The organism is Mesorhizobium sp. M4B.F.Ca.ET.089.01.1.1, assembly GCF_004022605.1.
Lineage (GTDB): Bacteria > Pseudomonadota > Alphaproteobacteria > Rhizobiales > Rhizobiaceae > Mesorhizobium > Mesorhizobium abyssinicae.
Genome location: NZ_RZOS01000093.1, coordinates 1 through 16,448, shown reverse-complemented (window position 1 = coordinate 16,448; position 16,448 = coordinate 1). Strand labels below are relative to the sequence as shown.

The 16,448-nt window shown below is 64.6% G+C and carries 14 protein-coding genes; 5 read left to right on the top strand and 9 right to left on the bottom strand.

The features are described 5' to 3' along the window. Positions 1-2,791 (bottom strand): VCBS domain-containing protein (locus EN780_RS11975; RefSeq protein ID WP_210215035.1); only part of this gene is annotated, 2,791 nt, incomplete at its 3' end. A 224-nt stretch (positions 2,792-3,015) separates the two neighbouring features. After that, positions 3,016-3,360, bottom strand: coding sequence for a hypothetical protein (locus EN780_RS40580; RefSeq protein ID WP_245499937.1), 345 nt, complete (start codon positions 3,358-3,360; stop codon positions 3,016-3,018). Here EN780_RS40580 and EN780_RS11970 point away from each other — a divergent pair. Next, positions 3,359-4,105 carry a transglutaminase-like cysteine peptidase gene (locus tag EN780_RS11970; RefSeq protein WP_245499936.1) on the top strand — a complete coding sequence of 249 codons (747 nt, stop codon included), beginning with the start codon at positions 3,359-3,361 and terminating at the stop codon, positions 4,103-4,105. The genes EN780_RS40580 and EN780_RS11970 overlap by 2 nt on opposite strands. 16 nt (positions 4,106-4,121) lie before the next feature. Here the strand turns inward: EN780_RS11970 and EN780_RS11965 are convergent, their stop codons facing one another. The 4 genes from EN780_RS11965 to EN780_RS11950 are packed head-to-tail and all read right to left on the bottom strand — an operon-like array spanning position 4,122 to position 9,673. Further along, positions 4,122-4,760 carry a ribbon-helix-helix domain-containing protein gene (locus EN780_RS11965; RefSeq protein WP_245478319.1) on the bottom strand — a complete coding sequence of 213 codons (639 nt, stop codon included), beginning with the start codon at positions 4,758-4,760 and terminating at the stop codon, positions 4,122-4,124. Further along, positions 4,750-6,039 carry an HlyD family type I secretion periplasmic adaptor subunit gene (locus tag EN780_RS11960; RefSeq protein WP_127285477.1) on the bottom strand — a complete coding sequence of 430 codons (1,290 nt, stop codon included), beginning with the start codon at positions 6,037-6,039 and terminating at the stop codon, positions 4,750-4,752. The genes EN780_RS11965 and EN780_RS11960 overlap by 11 nt, the downstream gene beginning before the upstream one ends. 14 nt (positions 6,040-6,053) lie before the next feature. Beyond that, a complete protein-coding gene (locus tag EN780_RS11955) occupies positions 6,054-8,186 on the bottom strand; it encodes a type I secretion system permease/ATPase (protein ID WP_127285476.1) in 2,133 nt (710 codons plus the stop codon). Positions 8,187-8,215: 29 nt separating this feature from the next. Next, positions 8,216-9,673 (bottom strand): TolC family protein, encoded by a 1,458-nt coding sequence (locus EN780_RS11950; RefSeq protein ID WP_128273918.1) that lies wholly within the window; start codon positions 9,671-9,673, stop codon positions 8,216-8,218. 561 nt (positions 9,674-10,234) lie between these two features. On the opposite strand from EN780_RS11950, the gene EN780_RS11945 reads away from it, so the two are divergent. The 3 genes from EN780_RS11945 (at position 10,235) to EN780_RS11935 (ending at position 12,300) form a co-directional block, all read left to right on the top strand. Further along, positions 10,235-11,548, top strand: a complete 1,314-nt coding sequence (locus tag EN780_RS11945) for an NAD(P)H-dependent oxidoreductase (protein ID WP_128273916.1) — start codon at positions 10,235-10,237, stop codon at positions 11,546-11,548. 117 nt (positions 11,549-11,665) lie between these two features. Further along, on the top strand, positions 11,666-11,908 hold the full coding sequence (locus tag EN780_RS11940; protein WP_127284521.1) for a type II toxin-antitoxin system VapB family antitoxin: 243 nt from the start codon (positions 11,666-11,668) through the stop codon (positions 11,906-11,908). After that, positions 11,908-12,300 carry a type II toxin-antitoxin system VapC family toxin gene (locus EN780_RS11935; protein ID WP_128273914.1) on the top strand — a complete coding sequence of 131 codons (393 nt, stop codon included), beginning with the start codon at positions 11,908-11,910 and terminating at the stop codon, positions 12,298-12,300. Before EN780_RS11940 ends, EN780_RS11935 begins: the two co-directional genes overlap by 1 nt. 2 nt (positions 12,301-12,302) lie before the next feature. Here EN780_RS11935 and proC read toward each other — a convergent pair whose 3' ends face one another. The 3 genes from proC to EN780_RS11920 all read right to left on the bottom strand — a co-directional run bounded on the left by proC (position 12,303) and on the right by EN780_RS11920 (position 15,477). After that, entirely contained in the window at positions 12,303-13,118 is an 816-nt protein-coding gene (proC, locus tag EN780_RS11930) for a pyrroline-5-carboxylate reductase (RefSeq protein WP_128273912.1), read from the bottom strand. Positions 13,119-13,190: 72 nt separating this feature from the next. Further along, on the bottom strand, positions 13,191-14,510 hold the full coding sequence (locus EN780_RS11925) for an O-antigen ligase (RefSeq protein ID WP_128273910.1): 1,320 nt from the start codon (positions 14,508-14,510) through the stop codon (positions 13,191-13,193). Then, positions 14,479-15,477: a glycosyltransferase gene (locus tag EN780_RS11920; protein WP_127392855.1), complete on the bottom strand. Its 999-nt coding sequence runs from the start codon at positions 15,475-15,477 to the stop codon at positions 14,479-14,481. Before EN780_RS11920 ends, EN780_RS11925 begins: the two co-directional genes overlap by 32 nt. 171 nt (positions 15,478-15,648) lie before the next feature. Here EN780_RS11920 and EN780_RS11915 point away from each other — a divergent pair. Further along, the coding region (locus tag EN780_RS11915) for a glycosyl transferase (RefSeq protein ID WP_128273908.1) at positions 15,649-16,448 on the top strand (800 nt) is incomplete at its 3' end.

Here is a 16,448-nt window from a genome sequence, read left to right as displayed (position 1 = left end):
TGCCGTACTGGCCCGCGATCCCGGCGCCGCCGAGATTGCCGCTCACCGGGTTGGAGACGTTCGAGCCGGTGGCCACGCCGGTCACCGCGCCGCCGGGCGCCGCGCCGTCGGCGCCGAGCACGTCAGGCGTTCCGTCGCTCAGCACATTGCCCGAGACCTGCGCGCCTTCCGAGACGCTGTTGGTGTTGGCATAGGCCGTCGGCACGTCGTCGACGATGTCGACCAGGATGGTGCCGGTGGTTGTGTTGCCGTGTGCGTCGGTCACCGTATAGGTGAAGCTGTCCTTGTCCTGTTCGGTGGTGATGCCGTTGTTGAGGGTCGCGCCGTCATAGGTATGGGTCAGCGTGTAGGTGTAGGTGCCGTCTGCATTGAGCACCAGGTTGCCGTAGCTGCCGGTGGCCGATGAGTTGAGCGTATAGGTATAGGGCCCCGTGCCGCCGGCCGGCGTGATGGCGCCGTTGAATATCTCGCTGTTGCCGGCCGCGTCGCTGCCCGCCGGCAGGCCCTTCTCATAGACCAGCGCGTCGGTGTCGGAGGCGGTCACCGTGACGTTGTTGACGGTGATGTCCAGCGTCACCGTCGAGGTGTCGCCGTCGCCATCGGTGATGGTGTAGACGAAGTGGTCGACCGCGTTGGTGGTCACCGCGTTGGGATTGGCCGTGTAGGTGTAGGTGCCGTTGGCGTTGAGCACCAGCGTGCCGTACTGGCCCGCGATCCCGGCGCCGCCGAGATTGCCGCTCACCGGGTTGGAGACGTTCGAGCCGGTGGCCACGCCGGTCACCGCGCCGCCGGGCGCCGCGCCGTCGGCGCCGAGCACGTCAGGCGTTCCGTCGCTCAGCACATTGCCCGAGACCTGCGCGCCTTCCGAGACGCTGTTGGTGTTGGCATAGGCCGTCGGCACGTCGTCGACGATGTTGGCGGAGAGCGTGCCATTGGTGCTCTGGCCGTCCATGTCGGTCAGCGTGACCGTGAAGTTCTCGAACAGGCTGTTGGTGCTCTGCCCGGTGGCATGCGCCTCGTTGTCGTTGAGCGTGTAGGTATAGCTGACCACGCCGGTGCCGGCGTTGTAGCCGGTCACCGTCAGCGTGTTGCCGAGCGCGGTCGTGAACGAGCCGCCGGTGAAGGTGCCGTTGGTGATGAAGGCGTGGCCGTCGATCGCCAGCGAGGCGATGCCGTCGGGCGAATTGATGTTGAAGGTGCCCGCGCCCGTCTCAGCCGCGCTTGCCGGATCCGATCCGGGACCGCCCGGCGTGCCGACGTTCAGCGCCGCTTCATTGACGATCACGTCGCCGCCATTGGCCTCCGGCGTCAGATTGGAGATCTCCGGCGTCGAGTTGCCGATCGAGATCGTCAGCGTCGTGTGCGAGGTGTCGCCGTCGCCGTCCTTGATCGTGTAGGTGAAGACGTCGTTGACGCCGCCGGGCGTGCCGGCGTCGCGCACATAGGTGTAGGAGCCGTCGGCGTGCAGCGTCAGCTTGCCGTACTCACCCTGGATCGGCGTATTGAGCGTGCCCGTGTTGTCCAGATCGGCATTGGTCGTGCCCTTGGCGACGCCCACCACCGTCGCGCCATCGGCGCCCTGGACGTCGGCAACGCCGTCCGTCGTGTTGGTGTCGGCGGCGTCGGTTCCGCCGGTGAGCACATTGCCGGTCGCCGGACCGAACTGGCCGGCCGCGATGCTGTCGGTGTCGGCGACCGCCGTCGGCACGTCGTCGATGATCGCGACGGCAAAGGTGGTGCTGGCCGTATCGCCGTCGACATCCGTGACGGTGATGCTGAAATTGTCCGGAACCGTATCGTTGGGATCGTATGTGTTGGTGTGATCGGGATGGGTGACCGACTCGGTCACCGTGTAATTATATTCGATGGCACCGGTGACCGGGTTGAAGGACACGATCGTGATGTAGCCGAACTGACCCTGGATCTGCTGCCCGACGCCACTGACCGTGACGCCGTTGATGACGATCGACCCGATTCCGTCAGGCGCGTCGACGGTGATCGTGCCGATGCTCGACGTTTCGGCGTTGCTCGGCGCGTCGCTGCCGGGCGACTGCGACGGACCGCCGTTAATGCCGGTTTCGCTGGCTGCCTCGTCGGGGGTGAGCAGCGACACCGCCACCACCGAAACGCCTCTGTCCACGACATTGGGGAAGAGTTCGCGCCGCTCGAGCTGGCCGAACTGCAGGGCCGTCGGCGGCAGCAGAGCCGACAGGCCGAAGCCGTCGCCGATGCCGCCGGGGGGAACGGAGAAGTTTCCGCCCGCGCTGTTCGGCGAACCATTCCCGGATCCGGCCGACATCGAGCCGTCGGCGCCGAAGGCGACGTCGACATGGCTTGCTTCCAGCGCCGCGATCAGGGCGACGCGCGGCACCTCGACATCGCCGAGGATGAAGGTCGGCACGTTGAGGGCGCCGTCCTTGATGACGATCTGCGAGCCGTCGGGCTGCACGAGCACGAGGTTGTGGCCATCGACCTTGATGTTGTCGATCGAGACATTGGCCGGAAGCCTGACGACGTTGCCGGCATCGCCCACATAGTCATGCGCCGCGCCCGCCGGTGCGTTTGCCGCTGCCGCGCCTGCTGCAGGCGGCTTGGCCGCCGGCGCTTCGGGCTGCACCGGTGCGCCGCTGCCGACGTCGACCGGCACCGGATCCGCCGGCGCGGCCTGCCCCGTCGAGGCTGCCTGCGCGACCTGGATCTCCTGCGCCGGTGTCAGTCCGGCATGTTCGCTGGATGCTCCATGTGCGTCAAAGGAACCTGAAACGTTGTCCAAATCGATATTGGTCGTCATGGCTTGAAACCCCTCCGGTATTTCCCGGAAAGAGACAGGGACGACCTTGTCTTTGCAACCGTCTCTCAATCTGTTTCATATATTCGAATATACGGACTTTTGTATTTTTTACGCATGGTAAACCTTCGAGGTATAACCGGATATGTATGCCGTCTTCTGAAGCCGGTTTGGTCGGCGGCGGGCGGCGGCGCTTCATAAACATAAGTATAAATAAGAATAAAATTTTAGATAAAGTAGATAAAACAGATTTCGCTAAATTTATCCACCTTCATTTCCAATAATTTGAGACGGGATTGATAGCGTCCACAGTCAAAGGTGGGCGTCATGAAAACACAAAAGATCGTCCTGGGGAACGCCGGGCTCAAGATTCTCCTGCTGGCAATCGGGCTCTCCAGCCTGCCGCTGTCGGCATCGGCGAGCGCCATGGCAGGTGATTCGGCCTCGCCCGCCACGCTGCGCGAAGGGCTCCGGGCGCCGCTCAGCCTGGGCGGTGTTTCGCTGGCCAGATACCAGCCCTGGCAGCCCGCCGCGCGGTCGACCTCGGCGAAGCTGTAGGCAGCGGAGACCATGCCGATCCGGTATGACGCGGCGGCCTCGTCGGTGGCGCAAGCCGATGCCGGCATCGACCCGATACAGACGGCCGCGATCATTCCGGGTGTGTTCGGCTCGGTCGCCCTGTCGATGCGCAACTTTCCGGTCGCGGCGCGCTGGGCGCCCGTCTACAAGGCGATCGTCGGCTGTGCGGCCGACACCGGCTGCGAGCGCAAGAACGCCGCCTTTGCCGCGATCGTCGATGCCGCCAAGGCAAAGGGGTTCAGCGACAGGCTGGCCCTCGTCAACACCAGCATCAACCGCCTGATCGCCTACCGCAAGGACAATGTCGTCTACGGCAAGATGGACTATTGGGCGAAGCCTTCGGAAATCCTCGAGCGCCGGGCCGGCGATTGCGAGGATTTTGCCATTCTCAAGATGACGGCGCTGCTCGAGGCGGGCATTCCGGCGCAGAGCATGTCGCTCGTCGTCCTCCAGGACCGCAAGCGGAAATTCTTCCACGCCGTGCTGTCGGTGAGCACGGCCAGCGGCGCCTTCATCCTCGACAGTCTGGGCAACGCCGTCAGGCGCGACAGCGATCTGCCCGACTATGTCCCGCTCTATTCCTTCAGCATGGACCGGGCCTGGATCCATGGCTCCAGGACCGGCGGCGCCGAGATGGCCGACATCAAGGGCGGCTTTGCCACCGTTGCCCCCGGCGAGGGCTTGGAGCCGGAGATGGTATCCAGGGACTCAGCCCCGACCCGCATGGGCCCGCGCTGACGAGTCTCCCGGGCGGTCAGCCGTTGAAGACGAAAGCCATCAGCAATTCCGGCTCCGCCACCGGCGCGCGCACCACGTTGAGCTGGCCCCGGTAGCGCCGCTCGCCGACGCCGATGACGAAGCCGGTGTTGACCGGCGTCTCGCCATTCGCCTCGAGCCTGGCGAAGATATCGGCCACGTTGAGGTCGAGCGCCAGCTTCAGGTCATGCCGCGCATCGTCGTTCGGCGCCGTCGGCAGCTGGCGCTTGACCAGTTGCTGGAACGGCGCGTTGAAGGTCAGGATCTTCTTCGACGAGGACAGCGCGAAGGCCGGCGACGGGCAGGCGACCAGTATGGCGGTGATCGTCCTGATCGAGGCGAGCTTGCGCAGGCTCAGGTTTTCGTCAGCCATTCCGCGCATGCAGGCAACCCTGATCGCCGATGTCAGGTTCCCTTGTTCGGCATGGGCGATCTCGTCGACCAGCATGCCGATGGTGCATTTGCGGCTTTCGGCCATTTGCTTCAGCGTCACCCAGAAGGCGCGCTCGAGGCGGATGCCGCGGCGCACGCCGCCGCGCGCCACGACGCGGAATTCCGGCCCGAAATCCTCGGCCGTCAGCGGCAGGAGCAGCCGCTCGCCCTGGTGGGGGACGGCAGGTATGATGCTATCGCTCACTCATAGCCTCCTCGCGCGCCTTGTTGATCGGCTTCAAGAGATAGGTCAGGATCGTCTTGCGCCCGGTCTTGATGTCGACCGAGCAGATCATGCCGGGGATGATCGAATAGGCCTTGCCGTCCCTTTGCAGCGTCGACTTCTCCGTCGCGACCCGCACTTGGTAGTAGGGTTCGCCGGTCTTCTGATCGACCAGGCTGTCGGCGGTGATGTTCGAGACCTTTCCCTCTATGCCGCCGAAGATCGAGAAGTCGTAGGCCGTGACCTTGATCAGCGCTTCCTGGTCGGGCCGGATGAAGGCGACGTCGCGCGGCGAGACCCGGGCTTCGACCAGCAGGGTTTCCGAGGTCGGCACGATGCCGGCCACCACCGCGCCCGGCTGGACGAAGGCGCCGACGGTGTTCAGGTCCAGCGTGTTGACGATGCCGTCCACCGGCGAGCGGATATCGGTGCGCGCCACCTTGTCGGTGGCGCCGCGAATGGTCTCTTCGACGACTGAAAGATCGGCGAGTGCCTGGGTGAGGTCGTCCAGCGCTTCCTGCTGCAGCTGCAGGCCGAGCTCGTCCACCTGCAGCTGCGCTTCGGTGATTGCCGCCTTGGCCTTCTTGATGGTCTCGCCGGCGAGATTGAGTTGGCCGTTGAGCTCGGTCTGCTCGCGCTCGACGCGGAGCTGCTCGGTCTTGGCCATCAGGCCCTTCTTGACCATGGATTCGACCAGCTTCGCCTCCTGGTCGCTGACGACCAGGTTTTTCGACAGGCGGTCGAAATTGGCGGTCGCCTCGTCCAGTTCCTTCTCGCGCTGTTCGAGGCGGGACTTGAGCACCGACAGCTTGTTGTCGAAATTGCCGCGCCGGGCGACGAGCAGCTTCTGCTCATTGTCGCAGATTTCCGGGGCGACCGACTGGATATCGGCCGGGCATGGGAAGGGACCCGAAATGTTGCCGCCCTGCTCGTATTTGAGCCTGGCGATGCGTGCCTGCAGCGCGCGCGCCTTGGCCTGCTGTTCGCCAAGGCTGGAGGTGTTCATCGTATTGTCGAGGCGAATGATGAGGTCGTTCTTCTTAACGACCTGGCCGATCTTGACGGCGATCTCCTGGACCACGCCGGCCTCGCTGGCCTGGATGATCTGGGTCTTGGAGGCGGGTATGACCTTGCCGTCGCCGCGCGCGATCTCGTCGACTTCGGCGAACGAGGCCCAGCCGACGAAAGCGACGAACAGCGCCGCTATGATGTATATCGATGCCGACGCGAAAAACGGCGGACGATCTTCTCTTGCAAGCATCTACCCAGTCCCAATCAGGCGCTCGACTTCTGCAGCGCCTGGATGACTTGTTCCTTCGACCCGTCGGCGACGATCTTGCCCTGGTCGATGACAATGAGGCGGTCGGCGAGCTCCAGCATGCTGAAGCGGTGGGTCGACACGATCAGTGTCGTATTCCGCTCGAAAGCCACTTTGAGCTGCTTGATCAGCTGCCGTTCCGAGGCAAGGTCCATCGACCCCGACGGTTCGTCGAGAAAGACGATCTTCGGCTTGGTCAGCAGCAGGCGCGCGATCGCCACCGCTTGCCTCTGGCCGCCCGACAGATTGGTGCCGCGCTCGCCGACATTCATGTCGTAGCCACGCGGATGACGGGAAACGAATTCGTCGACGCCGGCGGCCTTGGCGGCCTCGATGATCTCCTCGTCGCTCGCCTCCGGCGCCGCCATCAGAAGGTTTTCCTTGATGGTGCCCGAAAACAGGTCGCCGGCCTGGGCGACGATCCCGACCGCGGCGCGCACCTCCGAGGGGTGGTATTGGCGAATGTCGATGCCGTCGACGAGCAGCTCTCCCGAGGTCGGCAGGAAAAGCCGGCCGATCAGGCGTCCCATCGTCGTCTTGCCCGAACCGATGCGGCCGATGATGCCGACCCGCTCGCCCGGCTTGATCGAGATGTTCAGCCCGCTCAGAACCTCGGTATCGGAGCCGGGATAGACGAAGCCGACATTCTTGAACATCATCGCGCCGCTGCGGATCGGGCGGTTGACGAAGCCCACCGTATCCGGCCTGTCCTCCGGCTGCGCCATGATCGAGTTGATGATCCGGAGCGACAGCATGGCCTGGCGGAATCGGGAGAGCGTGATGGCGATCTGGCCGAGCGGCGCCACCGCCCGGCTCGCCAGCATGACCGTGCCGATGATCGCGCCCGTCGAGACATAGCCTTCGGAGAAGGCATAGGCGCCGGCCACCACCAGGGCGACGGTCACCAGCTGCTGGATGGAGCCGGTGATGTTGCCGGCGGCCGCCGAAAGCTGCTTGATCTTCTCCGAGGTGTTGGCGGCGTTCTTCGAATGCTCGCCCCATTTGCGCAGCAGATAGGCCTCGGCGCGCAGCGACTTGATCGTCTCCAGCGTCGAAATGGACTCGACCAGCAGCGCCTGGCGCTGCGCGGCCTCGTTCATCGAGGCGGCGACGCGCTTGCCGATCCGGCGCTGCGTCACCAGGCCGACGATGACGGAGATCACGAAGGCCAGCGCCGGGATGATCACCAGCCAGCCGCCGATGGCGTAGATGACAAGCAGGAAGACGAAGACGAAGACGGTGTCGATGAAGACGCTGATGGTGTTGGAGGTGAAGAACTCGCGCACGAATTCATACTGGGTGACGCGGTTTGCGTATTCGCCGGTTGAACCGGGGCGCGCCGACAGAGAGGAGTTCAGCACCTTCTCGAACAAAAGATAGGATATCCTCAGGTCCGCCTTGCGCCCGGCATAGTCGATCAGCGAGGCGCGCGCCGTCTTCAAAAGCAGGTCGAACAGGATGACGGCGGCGATGCCGAGCGCCAGCACCCAGAGCGTCGCGACGGCCTTGTTCGGCAGGATCCTGTCGTAGACGTTCATGGTGAAGATCGGAGAGGCGATGGCCAGCACGTTGATGAAGACCGCCGACAGCACGACTTTCGAATAGGTGCGCCAGAACGCGCCCATGGTTCCGGTAAGCCAGTGCCGCCTTTCGATCTTCGCCGCCGAGCCGACCTTCATCGCCTCGGTGGTGTTGGCATAGGTGATCGAGAAGGACGCGCCGCCGCTGATGTAGCTTTCGGCCAGCTCGGACTTGCTGATCGTGGTGCGTCCGTTTTCCTGCGGCGCGGTGAGATAGTCGCCGCTGTCGATTTCCGCCAGCAGCGCGACCGGCAACTGGCTGACGCGAAACACGATCGCCGGCAGGTCGATGCGTCCACGCATGAAGTCGCGATGGTTGAACTCGCTGACCTCCAGGCCGATGCGTTCGGCAAGGTGCCTGATATCGCCGACCTCGATGCGCGACTCCGCGATCGGAACCCCGGCAAACAGCACGGTTTCCGCGCTCGGCCTGCCGAGATACGCCGCAATCGCCGAGAAGCAGGCCTTGAAAGCCTCCTTGGGCGACAGGATATTGGGCTGCTGATTCACGATCCGCCCCGAAGGACCAGCGATCGATGCTACATCGGCTGCTTCTTCCTCACCGGCGCGAGGATGTCGAACGGCAGATCGTTCTTCTGCTCCGACGGGGTCCGCGCATAGGTTTCGGTATCGGCGGTTTCCGGCACGCCGAACTCGGTTCGGGCATAGGCCGTCGACTGCTTCGCCGGCTGGATGTTCATCGTCTTCAGCAGCTCACCTGTCGCCGCCAGCAGCCGGTACTGGGCGAAAAGCGAGGCATAGGACGCGGTGTCCGCCAGCGTCGCCGTGTTGAAGCGCGTGTTCTGCGCATCGAGCACGTCGAGCAGCGATCTCTGGCCGACCTTGAACTGCTCGCGATAGGACCCGACCAGCCTTTCGTTGGCGGCGGCCTGCTGCTTCAGCGTCTTCGCCAGATCGGCTTGCCGGAAGCGGCGGTCCCAGGAGGTGCGGACCGCTTCCTCGATCTCGCGCAGGACCTGATGCAGGGCAAGGCGCTGCTCGCTGGTGCGGCGGATCTGCTCCTGCTCGTTGGCCTTGTCGATGCCGCCGCGATAGAGGTTCCAGCGCAGCACCACCCGCGCCTGCAGGTCGGTGGTGTCGCCATCGCTGCCGTCAATATCGGAACCAGCGCGGGCGCGGCCCTCGGCGATGATCGACGGTCCGAATTTCGCCCGTGCGGCGTCCACCAGCGAGGCGGCGGCGTCGATATCGCTGTTGGCCATGTGAACGCGCGGATTGTTCTCGCGCGCCAGCCCGATCGCCTCGTCGAGCGACCGCGGCAGCGCGGCGGAGACATCGCCCGGCCGCGAAGCATTGGTCAGCGGCTTGCCGACGGTCTTGAAGAACCGGATCTTGGCCGCCTCCAGTTCCTCCGTGGCCTCCTGCATGCGCGCCTTGGCGGCGAACAGCCGCTCCTCGGCCTGCTGCCGGTCGGCCTCGTTCAGCGCGCCGCCGGCGATGCCTTGCTGGATGTCGCCGAGAATGGCCTGATGGAAGCCGAGGTTCTTTTTCGCCTCGGCAACGATCGAACCCTGCAGCATGTATTCGAGGTAGTCCTGGACCACCGAGAGGCCGATGAATTCGGACCGCTCCAGAACTCGGAACGAGGCGCCGTCGACGCGCGAGGCCTGGCGGTTCAATTCGGCTCGCCGTCCGCCGCTGTCATAGAGCGTCTGCGAGATCGTCAGATCGGTTTCGGCCGGATAGAGCGCGTCATCCTCGATGGAAAGGGCGCGCCGGTCCGGATTGTCGAGACGGCGGACACCGGCCGATGCTTCGGCATCGACACTGGGAAGGTAGAGACCCTTCGCCTGCCGCAACTCGAATTCGATTGCTTCGCGGTTCTGGATGGCCTGGCCGATCTCCGGATTGGATTCGACCGCGACTGCAATGGCTTCCTTGAGTGTGAGCGCGCTGGCAGTCCCACAAGCCAGCATCGAAACTGTGATGGCAAGCGCAATACGCCAGCCAACGGTGACCTTACCCGTCCTGTTCATTTTAACCCCGTGACTTTTATCCCAGCGCCCTTGTTTTTTTTGTAAGGCGCTTTTTGCCCAAGCCTGCCACCGGAGCTTGGGACGAGTATCTACCAGATTTTTCGAGGATGTGAGCACTTAATGAAATAGGGGCCGCCGAAAGCGGGGATTCCCGTCATTACACACGGCGGTTGTAGCAAAAATGGCACAGAAAGTAGGAGCCGTTGCTCGACATTTGGCGCGAAAGGAACGCCAGTTGCCTTGAAAGGAGCACAAGTACCCGCCCCGCAAGCAAAGTACAAAACCGCGTCCACGTAGAATCGCGACCGGCGCGGATCGATGTCCTCGGCTTTGGCAGGGCGGCGCGCTTTCGGGGCACGGCGTGAAGACTTGCTTGGGTCGGTCATCATGATGCCATGTGCTGGCGTAAGAACGCGCCATGCGGACGGAAAACCGCGGCGCGCTTTTCCTGGAATTGCGCTAAATCCCAGAGAAATTGTCGCCGTTTTGCCGGTTTCATTGGCAATGAAGGGCGGTTGCCTGTTATTGCCGCTTCAAATCAAAAAGCATGGACGTTTCCGCATGACCAATGTCGCCCTGACCGGGCTTGCCCGCGATCTCGCCAGACGGGCCGCCGAGGGCCGTCCGGTGCGTATCGGCGTCATCGGCTCCGGCGAGATGGGCACCGATCTGGTGACGCAAGGCATGCTTATGCCCGGCATTTCGGTCGCCGCCATCTCGACGCGGCGCCCGCACACCGCCCGCGAGGCGATTCGCATCGCCTATGGCGACGAGGCGATGGCGGCCGAGGCCGACACCGCATCGAAGGTCAGCCAGGCGATCGAGGGCGGCAAGATCGCCATCACCTCGAATGAGATGCTGGTCACCAATCCGCTGATCGACGTCGTCATCGACGCCACGGGGAAACCCGGCGTCGCCGCCGATTTCGACCTGATGGCGATGGAGCACGGCAAGCATCTGGTGATGATGAATGTCGAGGCCGACGTCACCATTGGCTGCTATCTGAAACAGCAGGCCGACCGGCTCGGCGTCGTCTATTCGGTCGGCGCCGGCGACGAGCCGTCGAGCTGCATGGAGCTGATAGAGTTCGCCTCGGCGCTCGGCTACACCATCGTCTCGGCCGGCAAGGGCAAGAACAATCCGCTCAACCATGACGCGGTGCCGGACGACTACCGCGAGGAGGCGCTGCGCCGCAACATGAACCCGCGCATGCTGGTCGAGTTCGTCGACGGCTCAAAAACCATGGTCGAGATGTGCGCCATCGCCAACGCCACCGGTCTGGTGCCGGATGTTCCGGGCATGCATGGTCCCAAGGCCGACCGCGACGAACTCGCCAAAGTGCTGATCCCGAACGAGGATGGCGGCATCCTGTCGAAGAAGGGCGTTGTCGACTACACGATCGGCAAGGGCGTGGCGCCCGGCGTCTTCGTCATCGTCGAGGCGACGCATCCGCGCGTCATCGAGCGCATGGACGACCTGCATGTCGGCCACGGCCCCTACTACAGCTTCTTCCGACCCTATCACCTGACCTCGCTGGAAGTGCCGCTGACCGCCGCCCGCATCGTGCTCCACGGCCGGCCCGACATGGTGCCGCTGCCGAAACCGGTGGCCGAGGTCTGCGCGGTGGCAAAGCGCGATCTGACAGCGGGCGAGACCTTCGACGCCATCGGCGAGACCTGCTACCGCTCCTGGACGATGACGGTCACCGAAGCCCGCGCCAGCCGCGCCGTGCCGGTCGGCCTGCTCGAGGGCGGCAAGGTGCTGAAGCCGGTCCGAAAGGGCGAATTGCTGACGGCGGACAATGCCGCGCCCGATGAGACGACCAGACTGTACGCTCTGCGCCGCAAGCAGGACGAGATGCTGTACGGGGCTTGAGATCCTCCAAATATCCGGGACTCTCACCATGCTGCCTCAGGCGCGTGACGTTACGTGCTGGCCTTGCCATGACAAAGTGACTATACTGTAGTGACAAGGACGCTTTGGAACCGGCAGATGAATCTCCAGATCAGGGATCCGCGCGCACGCGAATTGGCAAGACGGCTTGCCGAGAAGCGCAAGATTTCGATGACTGAGGCTGTTATCGAAGCTCTCGAATCCGAATTGCAGCGCGAACGTCAGCGCATCCCTCTCGCCAAACGGCTCGCCGTCATCGCCGAGGACTTCCGGGCCAAGGCAGGCCAGGGCGGCCGGGCTATGAGCAAGGACGAGATCGACGAGATGTGGGGACATTCCTGATGTTCGTCGACACCTCGGTGGTTGTCGCTATTCTATCGGGAGAACAGGACGCCGACGAATGGAGTAACCGGATCGAGCAAGCGCCGAGCAGGATGACCTCAGCACTTGTGGTGCTCGAAGCGGCTATGCGTCTGTCTACCAAGCTTTCGGTCGAGCCGCTGGTTGCCGAGACGGTGATCGGGGCGTTCCTGCACGAGGCCAATATCGAGATTGTACCGATCGGCGCCGGCGAAGCCAGCCTCGCGGTCAAGGCCTTTTCAGACTATGGCAAGGGGCGTGGGCATCCAGCCCAGCTTAACCTTGCCGACTGCCTCTCCTATGCCTGCGCGAAAAGTCACGGCATGCCGCTGCTCTACAACGGCAACGATTTCTCGCGAACCGATCTCGCTTAGTTTCATTTCCCGAGCTCTATCGACCTCAGCCGCGCCGCCTCCACCGCTTCGGTCAAAAGCTTGGTCAGCCGCTCCCCGCCCATCAGCACGCCAAGGGCGGCCGCCGTCGTGCCGTTCGGGCTGGTCACCTGCTGGCGCAGCACGCCGGGATCCTCGTGGCTTTCGGCGGCGAGCGAGGCGGCGCCATAGACCGTCTGCATGGCGAGCAGGCCGGCGGTCCTGGCCGGCAGCCCGGCCTTCTCGGCCGCAGCCGTCAGCGCCTCGATGAAATGGAAGATGTAGGCCGGGCCGGATCCGGACACCGCCGTCACCGCGTCCATCAGGCCCTCGTCGTCGATCTCGGCCACTTGGCCGCTGGCCGACAACAGGTCGGCGACGAAACGCTTCGTGTCGTCCGACACAAGCGGGTTGGAGAACACCACCATCATGCCCTTGCCGATGGCGGCCGGCGTGTTCGGCATGCAGCGCACGATCGGCGCGCTGTCGCCCAATATGCTCGTGAACGTGGCGACCGGTGTGCCGGCGGCAACGCTGAGGAAGGTGGTGCGGCCATCGCCGAAACGCGTGTAGGCGGCGGTCACTTCGCGGATCACTTGCGGCTTGACCGCGATGACGGCGAGGGAAGGCACCGCATCGGCTGGAATTCCGGCGGCATCGGCGGCGACGCCGCAGCCCAGCGCCTCGGCCCGCTTGCGCAACGCGTCATTGGGCTCGACCACGAACACGGATTGCGGTGCAAGCTTGCCGGATTTCAGCCAGCCCGAGAGCATGGCGAAACCCATATTGCCGCAGCCGGCGAGAACAAGCCTGATCGTCATTTGGAAGCCTCCGCAGGAACGGCCTTCCCATAGACGCTTGCGGCGTGCCGGGAAAGCCCCGTCGAAGCCAGGTCAGGAAGGGCGGCGCGCTGCCAGCGGCCGCAGCGACACCTGCCTCAGCCCGAGCACACTGAGCACGAAGAACAGCCAGACGGGGTCGGCGCGGCGGAAGAAGAAGCTTTCTAGGAAGCCGTTCAGCGCCGCGAACAGCAGCACCATCATGAAGAAGTCGCCGAGATAGATGTTCTCCTTGCGCAGCGAGATGCGCATGTAGTCGCGCAGCGGCGCGATCAGGAAGGTGTAGACCGCCACGCAGAGCGCCGGGATTCCCATCAGCACCGCGATGTCGAGATAGCCGTCATGGCCGTGCACGATGGTCCTGATGTCCCAGGGCCGATCGAAGGGCTGATCCTGGTTGAGCAGCAGCGGCGTTCCCCAGAAGCTTTCATAGCCGTAGCCGGTCCATGGCTTCTTCGCCAGCATGTCGCCGGCGAACTCCCACAGCGTCGTGCGCCCGGTATAGGTAAGGTCGGGAAAATAGACAGCCGCCAGGTGCTTCACCGGCGGGATGAAGACGATGCCCAGCGTGCCGACCGCCGTGGCGATGATCGCCAGCGCGAACAGGACAGGTGTGCCGAGCCGCATGCCGATCAGGCTCGGCAGAACCACGATCAGGATCGAGAACGGCACCAGTCCGACCGTCGTCTTGGAGCCGGTGTGCAGCATGAAGATCATGGCGGCGGCGAAGATGCCGGCGCCCCAGAGCTTGTCGCCGCGCCGGTAGAGATAGAGGCCGGCGAAGCTGAAGCAGGCCATGATCGGCCCGGCGATGTTCTTGTGGGTGAAGACGCCGCGCCAGAGACCGGCATGTTCGGGTTCCTGCGAGTCGGCCGTGTGCATCGCCTCATGCGGAAAGGCGATCAGCCCGACATAGGAGAGGCCGATCACGACGACGGCGGTGAAGATGACGACCTTCGAGAAACTATCGGCGTCGCGCGGCAGCGCCAGGATCGTCGCCATGGTCAGGATGCCGATCAGTGTGAACGAGGCGGCGCGCATCGCCGTCGGCGGGTCGGTCGCCAGCACCACCGACAGCATGAAGCAGCCGAGCATCAGCATCCAGGACGGGCTGAAGAGCGAGCGCGCCACGCGCGGGTCGGCGAAGGCCATCAGCGCGAAGATCGAGATCGCGCCGAGCGAGCTGAAACCCAGCTGATTGACGATGTCGCCGCCCTGGCCCGTCAACTCGGCGCCGGCCGGCTGGAAGGGCCGGAACGACACCAGGATGACGGTGAACAACAGCGCAGCGATCGCGGTCGCCACGCCCGCGCGGGTGAATGCCGCGCTGAGCGGCGCCCGCTCAGTTCTTCTCAGGCTGTCGGTATTGCTCATTGGCATATCCGAATTCGGCCATCACACGGCCAAGCGCGACATGGACGGGGTAGAGCGCCGTCGCCAACGATCCCGTCCGCGCCAGCCTGACGGCGCCGCGCAGCGGCGAGGCGGCAAGCAGCGCCAGGCTCTTGGCGAACACTTTTGCGCCGGCAAGCGGAGTGCCGGCGCGCTTCTTCTTCTCGACCAGCGTCGAGATGACGCCGTTGCGCAGGCTGCGGGCGCGGATCCAGTCTGCCTCGACGCGCCGGGCGGGCACCGTCTCGTGCACTTTGGCCTCGGCGCACCAGCCGAGCACGAAACCCTTGGCGGCCGCACGGCTGAGGAAATCGGAATCGCCACCGCCCATGAAGTTGAAGCGGAGGTCGAGGAAGGGCGGGCCCATGGCGGTCAGCACATGGCGCCCGACCAGCAGGTTGCCGGACGAATAGAGCGCGGCGACCCGTCCGGTCTCCCGGTGGGGCGGCGCGAACACCGGGTGCTCGGCCCATCTGGCATGCGCCGGCTCAGCGAACACCGGCACCTGCGGGCCGCCGACGATGTCGGCGCCGAGCGTTTCAGCTGCCCTGCACATGCGCTCCAGCCAGTCGGGGTCGGCGATTTCGTCGTCGTCGATGACCAGCAGGTGCCGAAAGTTGGGAAAATGCAGGATCGCCGTTTGCCATCCGGCATTGTAGGCGCTGCAATTGCCGCGCTCATGCGCGACGATGACAAGACCTGACATCTCGCCGCGCTCGAAGGACGGGATCACGGCTTTGGCGCCGTCGCGCGCCTCGGCCTCGTTCTCCATCACGATGACGGCGAAGCGTCTCGCGGTCCGCTGCGCCTTCAGCGACGCCAGCGTCGCCAGCACCTGTTCCGGCCGCTTGAACGTCGGCAGCGTGACGACCGCCTCGATCGTCTCGGCGGCAAGCCCAGGCGAGCGTCCCGCGATCGATACAGAACCGTCCGATGGCAAGGGGATCATGCGCTCCAGCCGCAAGGGGTGATTTTGGCCCTCGATAGCATCGCGATGATAACGTTTCGTTAATCACCTTTCACGGCGGGGTCCGCGAAACCGAGACTCCCGGTGACGATCGGGTTCACTTAATCAAGGGTTCACCCCGCTTTGCTATCTGGGTTGCACTGGATAGGTGAGATGCATCTGCTGTTCGCCACATCGATCGTGCCCGACGGCGCTCTCGCTTCGGGCTATGAGATTGCCAACGCCGCGATCATCGACGCGTTGCGGCGCGCCGGCGTGCGCGTCACCGTGGTTGGCTTCAATTGGCCGGGAAAGCCCGCGGCCGATCCCGACAACACCATCGTGCTCGGCGCCGTCGACGTGCGTACCGAAAGCGCAGCGCCGCTGCAGAAGCTCGCCTGGGTGGCCAAGGCGATGGTCTCCGGCCTCACCTTCGCCTCGGCCAAGCTGCGTGTCGTTTCCGATGCCGAGGTCCGTGCCGCGATCGGGCGCGCCGGCCCGGTCGACGGCTATGTGCTGAACTCGGTGCAGTTCGCCGGCGCCTTCGAGACGCTCTTCGGCGACCGGCCGTCGATATTCGTCGCCCACAATGTCGAGCACCGCTCGGCCGAGGAGAACGCCGCCAGTGCGCGAAGCCTGCTCCAGCGGCTCCTGTTTCGCCGCGAGGCGAGGCTGCTTAGGGTCATGGAAGAGCGGCTCTGCCGCCAGGCGCGCTTCGTCTTCACCCTGGCCGAGGAAGACCGTGCGGCATTGGGCGTCGCCTCCGCCGATCGCTCGGCCGTGCTGCCGCTGGTGACCCGCACCCTTGCGCCGGCGCCGGCCGGTTCGCGGCGCATCGACTGTGACGCTGCCCTGATCGGCACCTGGACCTGGCAGCCGAACCGCATCGGGCTCGACTGGTTCCTGCAAAAGGTCGTACCGCATCTGAGGCCCGATTTCCGCATCAGGATCGCCGGCGGCATGCCCTCGGGCAT

What these genes read in the sequence shown, in the direction of transcription:
- EN780_RS11970 (WP_245499936.1), top strand. Translation starts at nt 3,359, where the DNA reads ATGCCGATCCGGTATGACGCGGCGGCCTCGTCGGTGGCGCAAGCCGAT.
- EN780_RS40580 (WP_245499937.1), bottom strand. Translation starts at nt 3,360, where the DNA reads ATGGTCTCCGCTGCCTACAGCTTCGCCGAGGTCGACCGCGCGGCGGGC.
- EN780_RS11960 (WP_127285477.1), bottom strand. Translation starts at nt 6,039, where the DNA reads ATGCTTGCAAGAGAAGATCGTCCGCCGTTTTTCGCGTCGGCATCGATA.
- EN780_RS11950 (WP_128273918.1), bottom strand. Translation starts at nt 9,673, where the DNA reads ATGAACAGGACGGGTAAGGTCACCGTTGGCTGGCGTATTGCGCTTGCC.
- EN780_RS11945 (WP_128273916.1), top strand. Translation starts at nt 10,235, where the DNA reads ATGACCAATGTCGCCCTGACCGGGCTTGCCCGCGATCTCGCCAGACGG.
- EN780_RS11940 (WP_127284521.1), top strand. Translation starts at nt 11,666, where the DNA reads ATGAATCTCCAGATCAGGGATCCGCGCGCACGCGAATTGGCAAGACGG.
- EN780_RS11935 (WP_128273914.1), top strand. Translation starts at nt 11,908, where the DNA reads ATGTTCGTCGACACCTCGGTGGTTGTCGCTATTCTATCGGGAGAACAG.
- proC (WP_128273912.1), bottom strand. Translation starts at nt 13,118, where the DNA reads ATGACGATCAGGCTTGTTCTCGCCGGCTGCGGCAATATGGGTTTCGCC.
- EN780_RS11925 (WP_128273910.1), bottom strand. Translation starts at nt 14,510, where the DNA reads ATGAGCAATACCGACAGCCTGAGAAGAACTGAGCGGGCGCCGCTCAGC.
- EN780_RS11920 (WP_127392855.1), bottom strand. Translation starts at nt 15,477, where the DNA reads ATGATCCCCTTGCCATCGGACGGTTCTGTATCGATCGCGGGACGCTCG.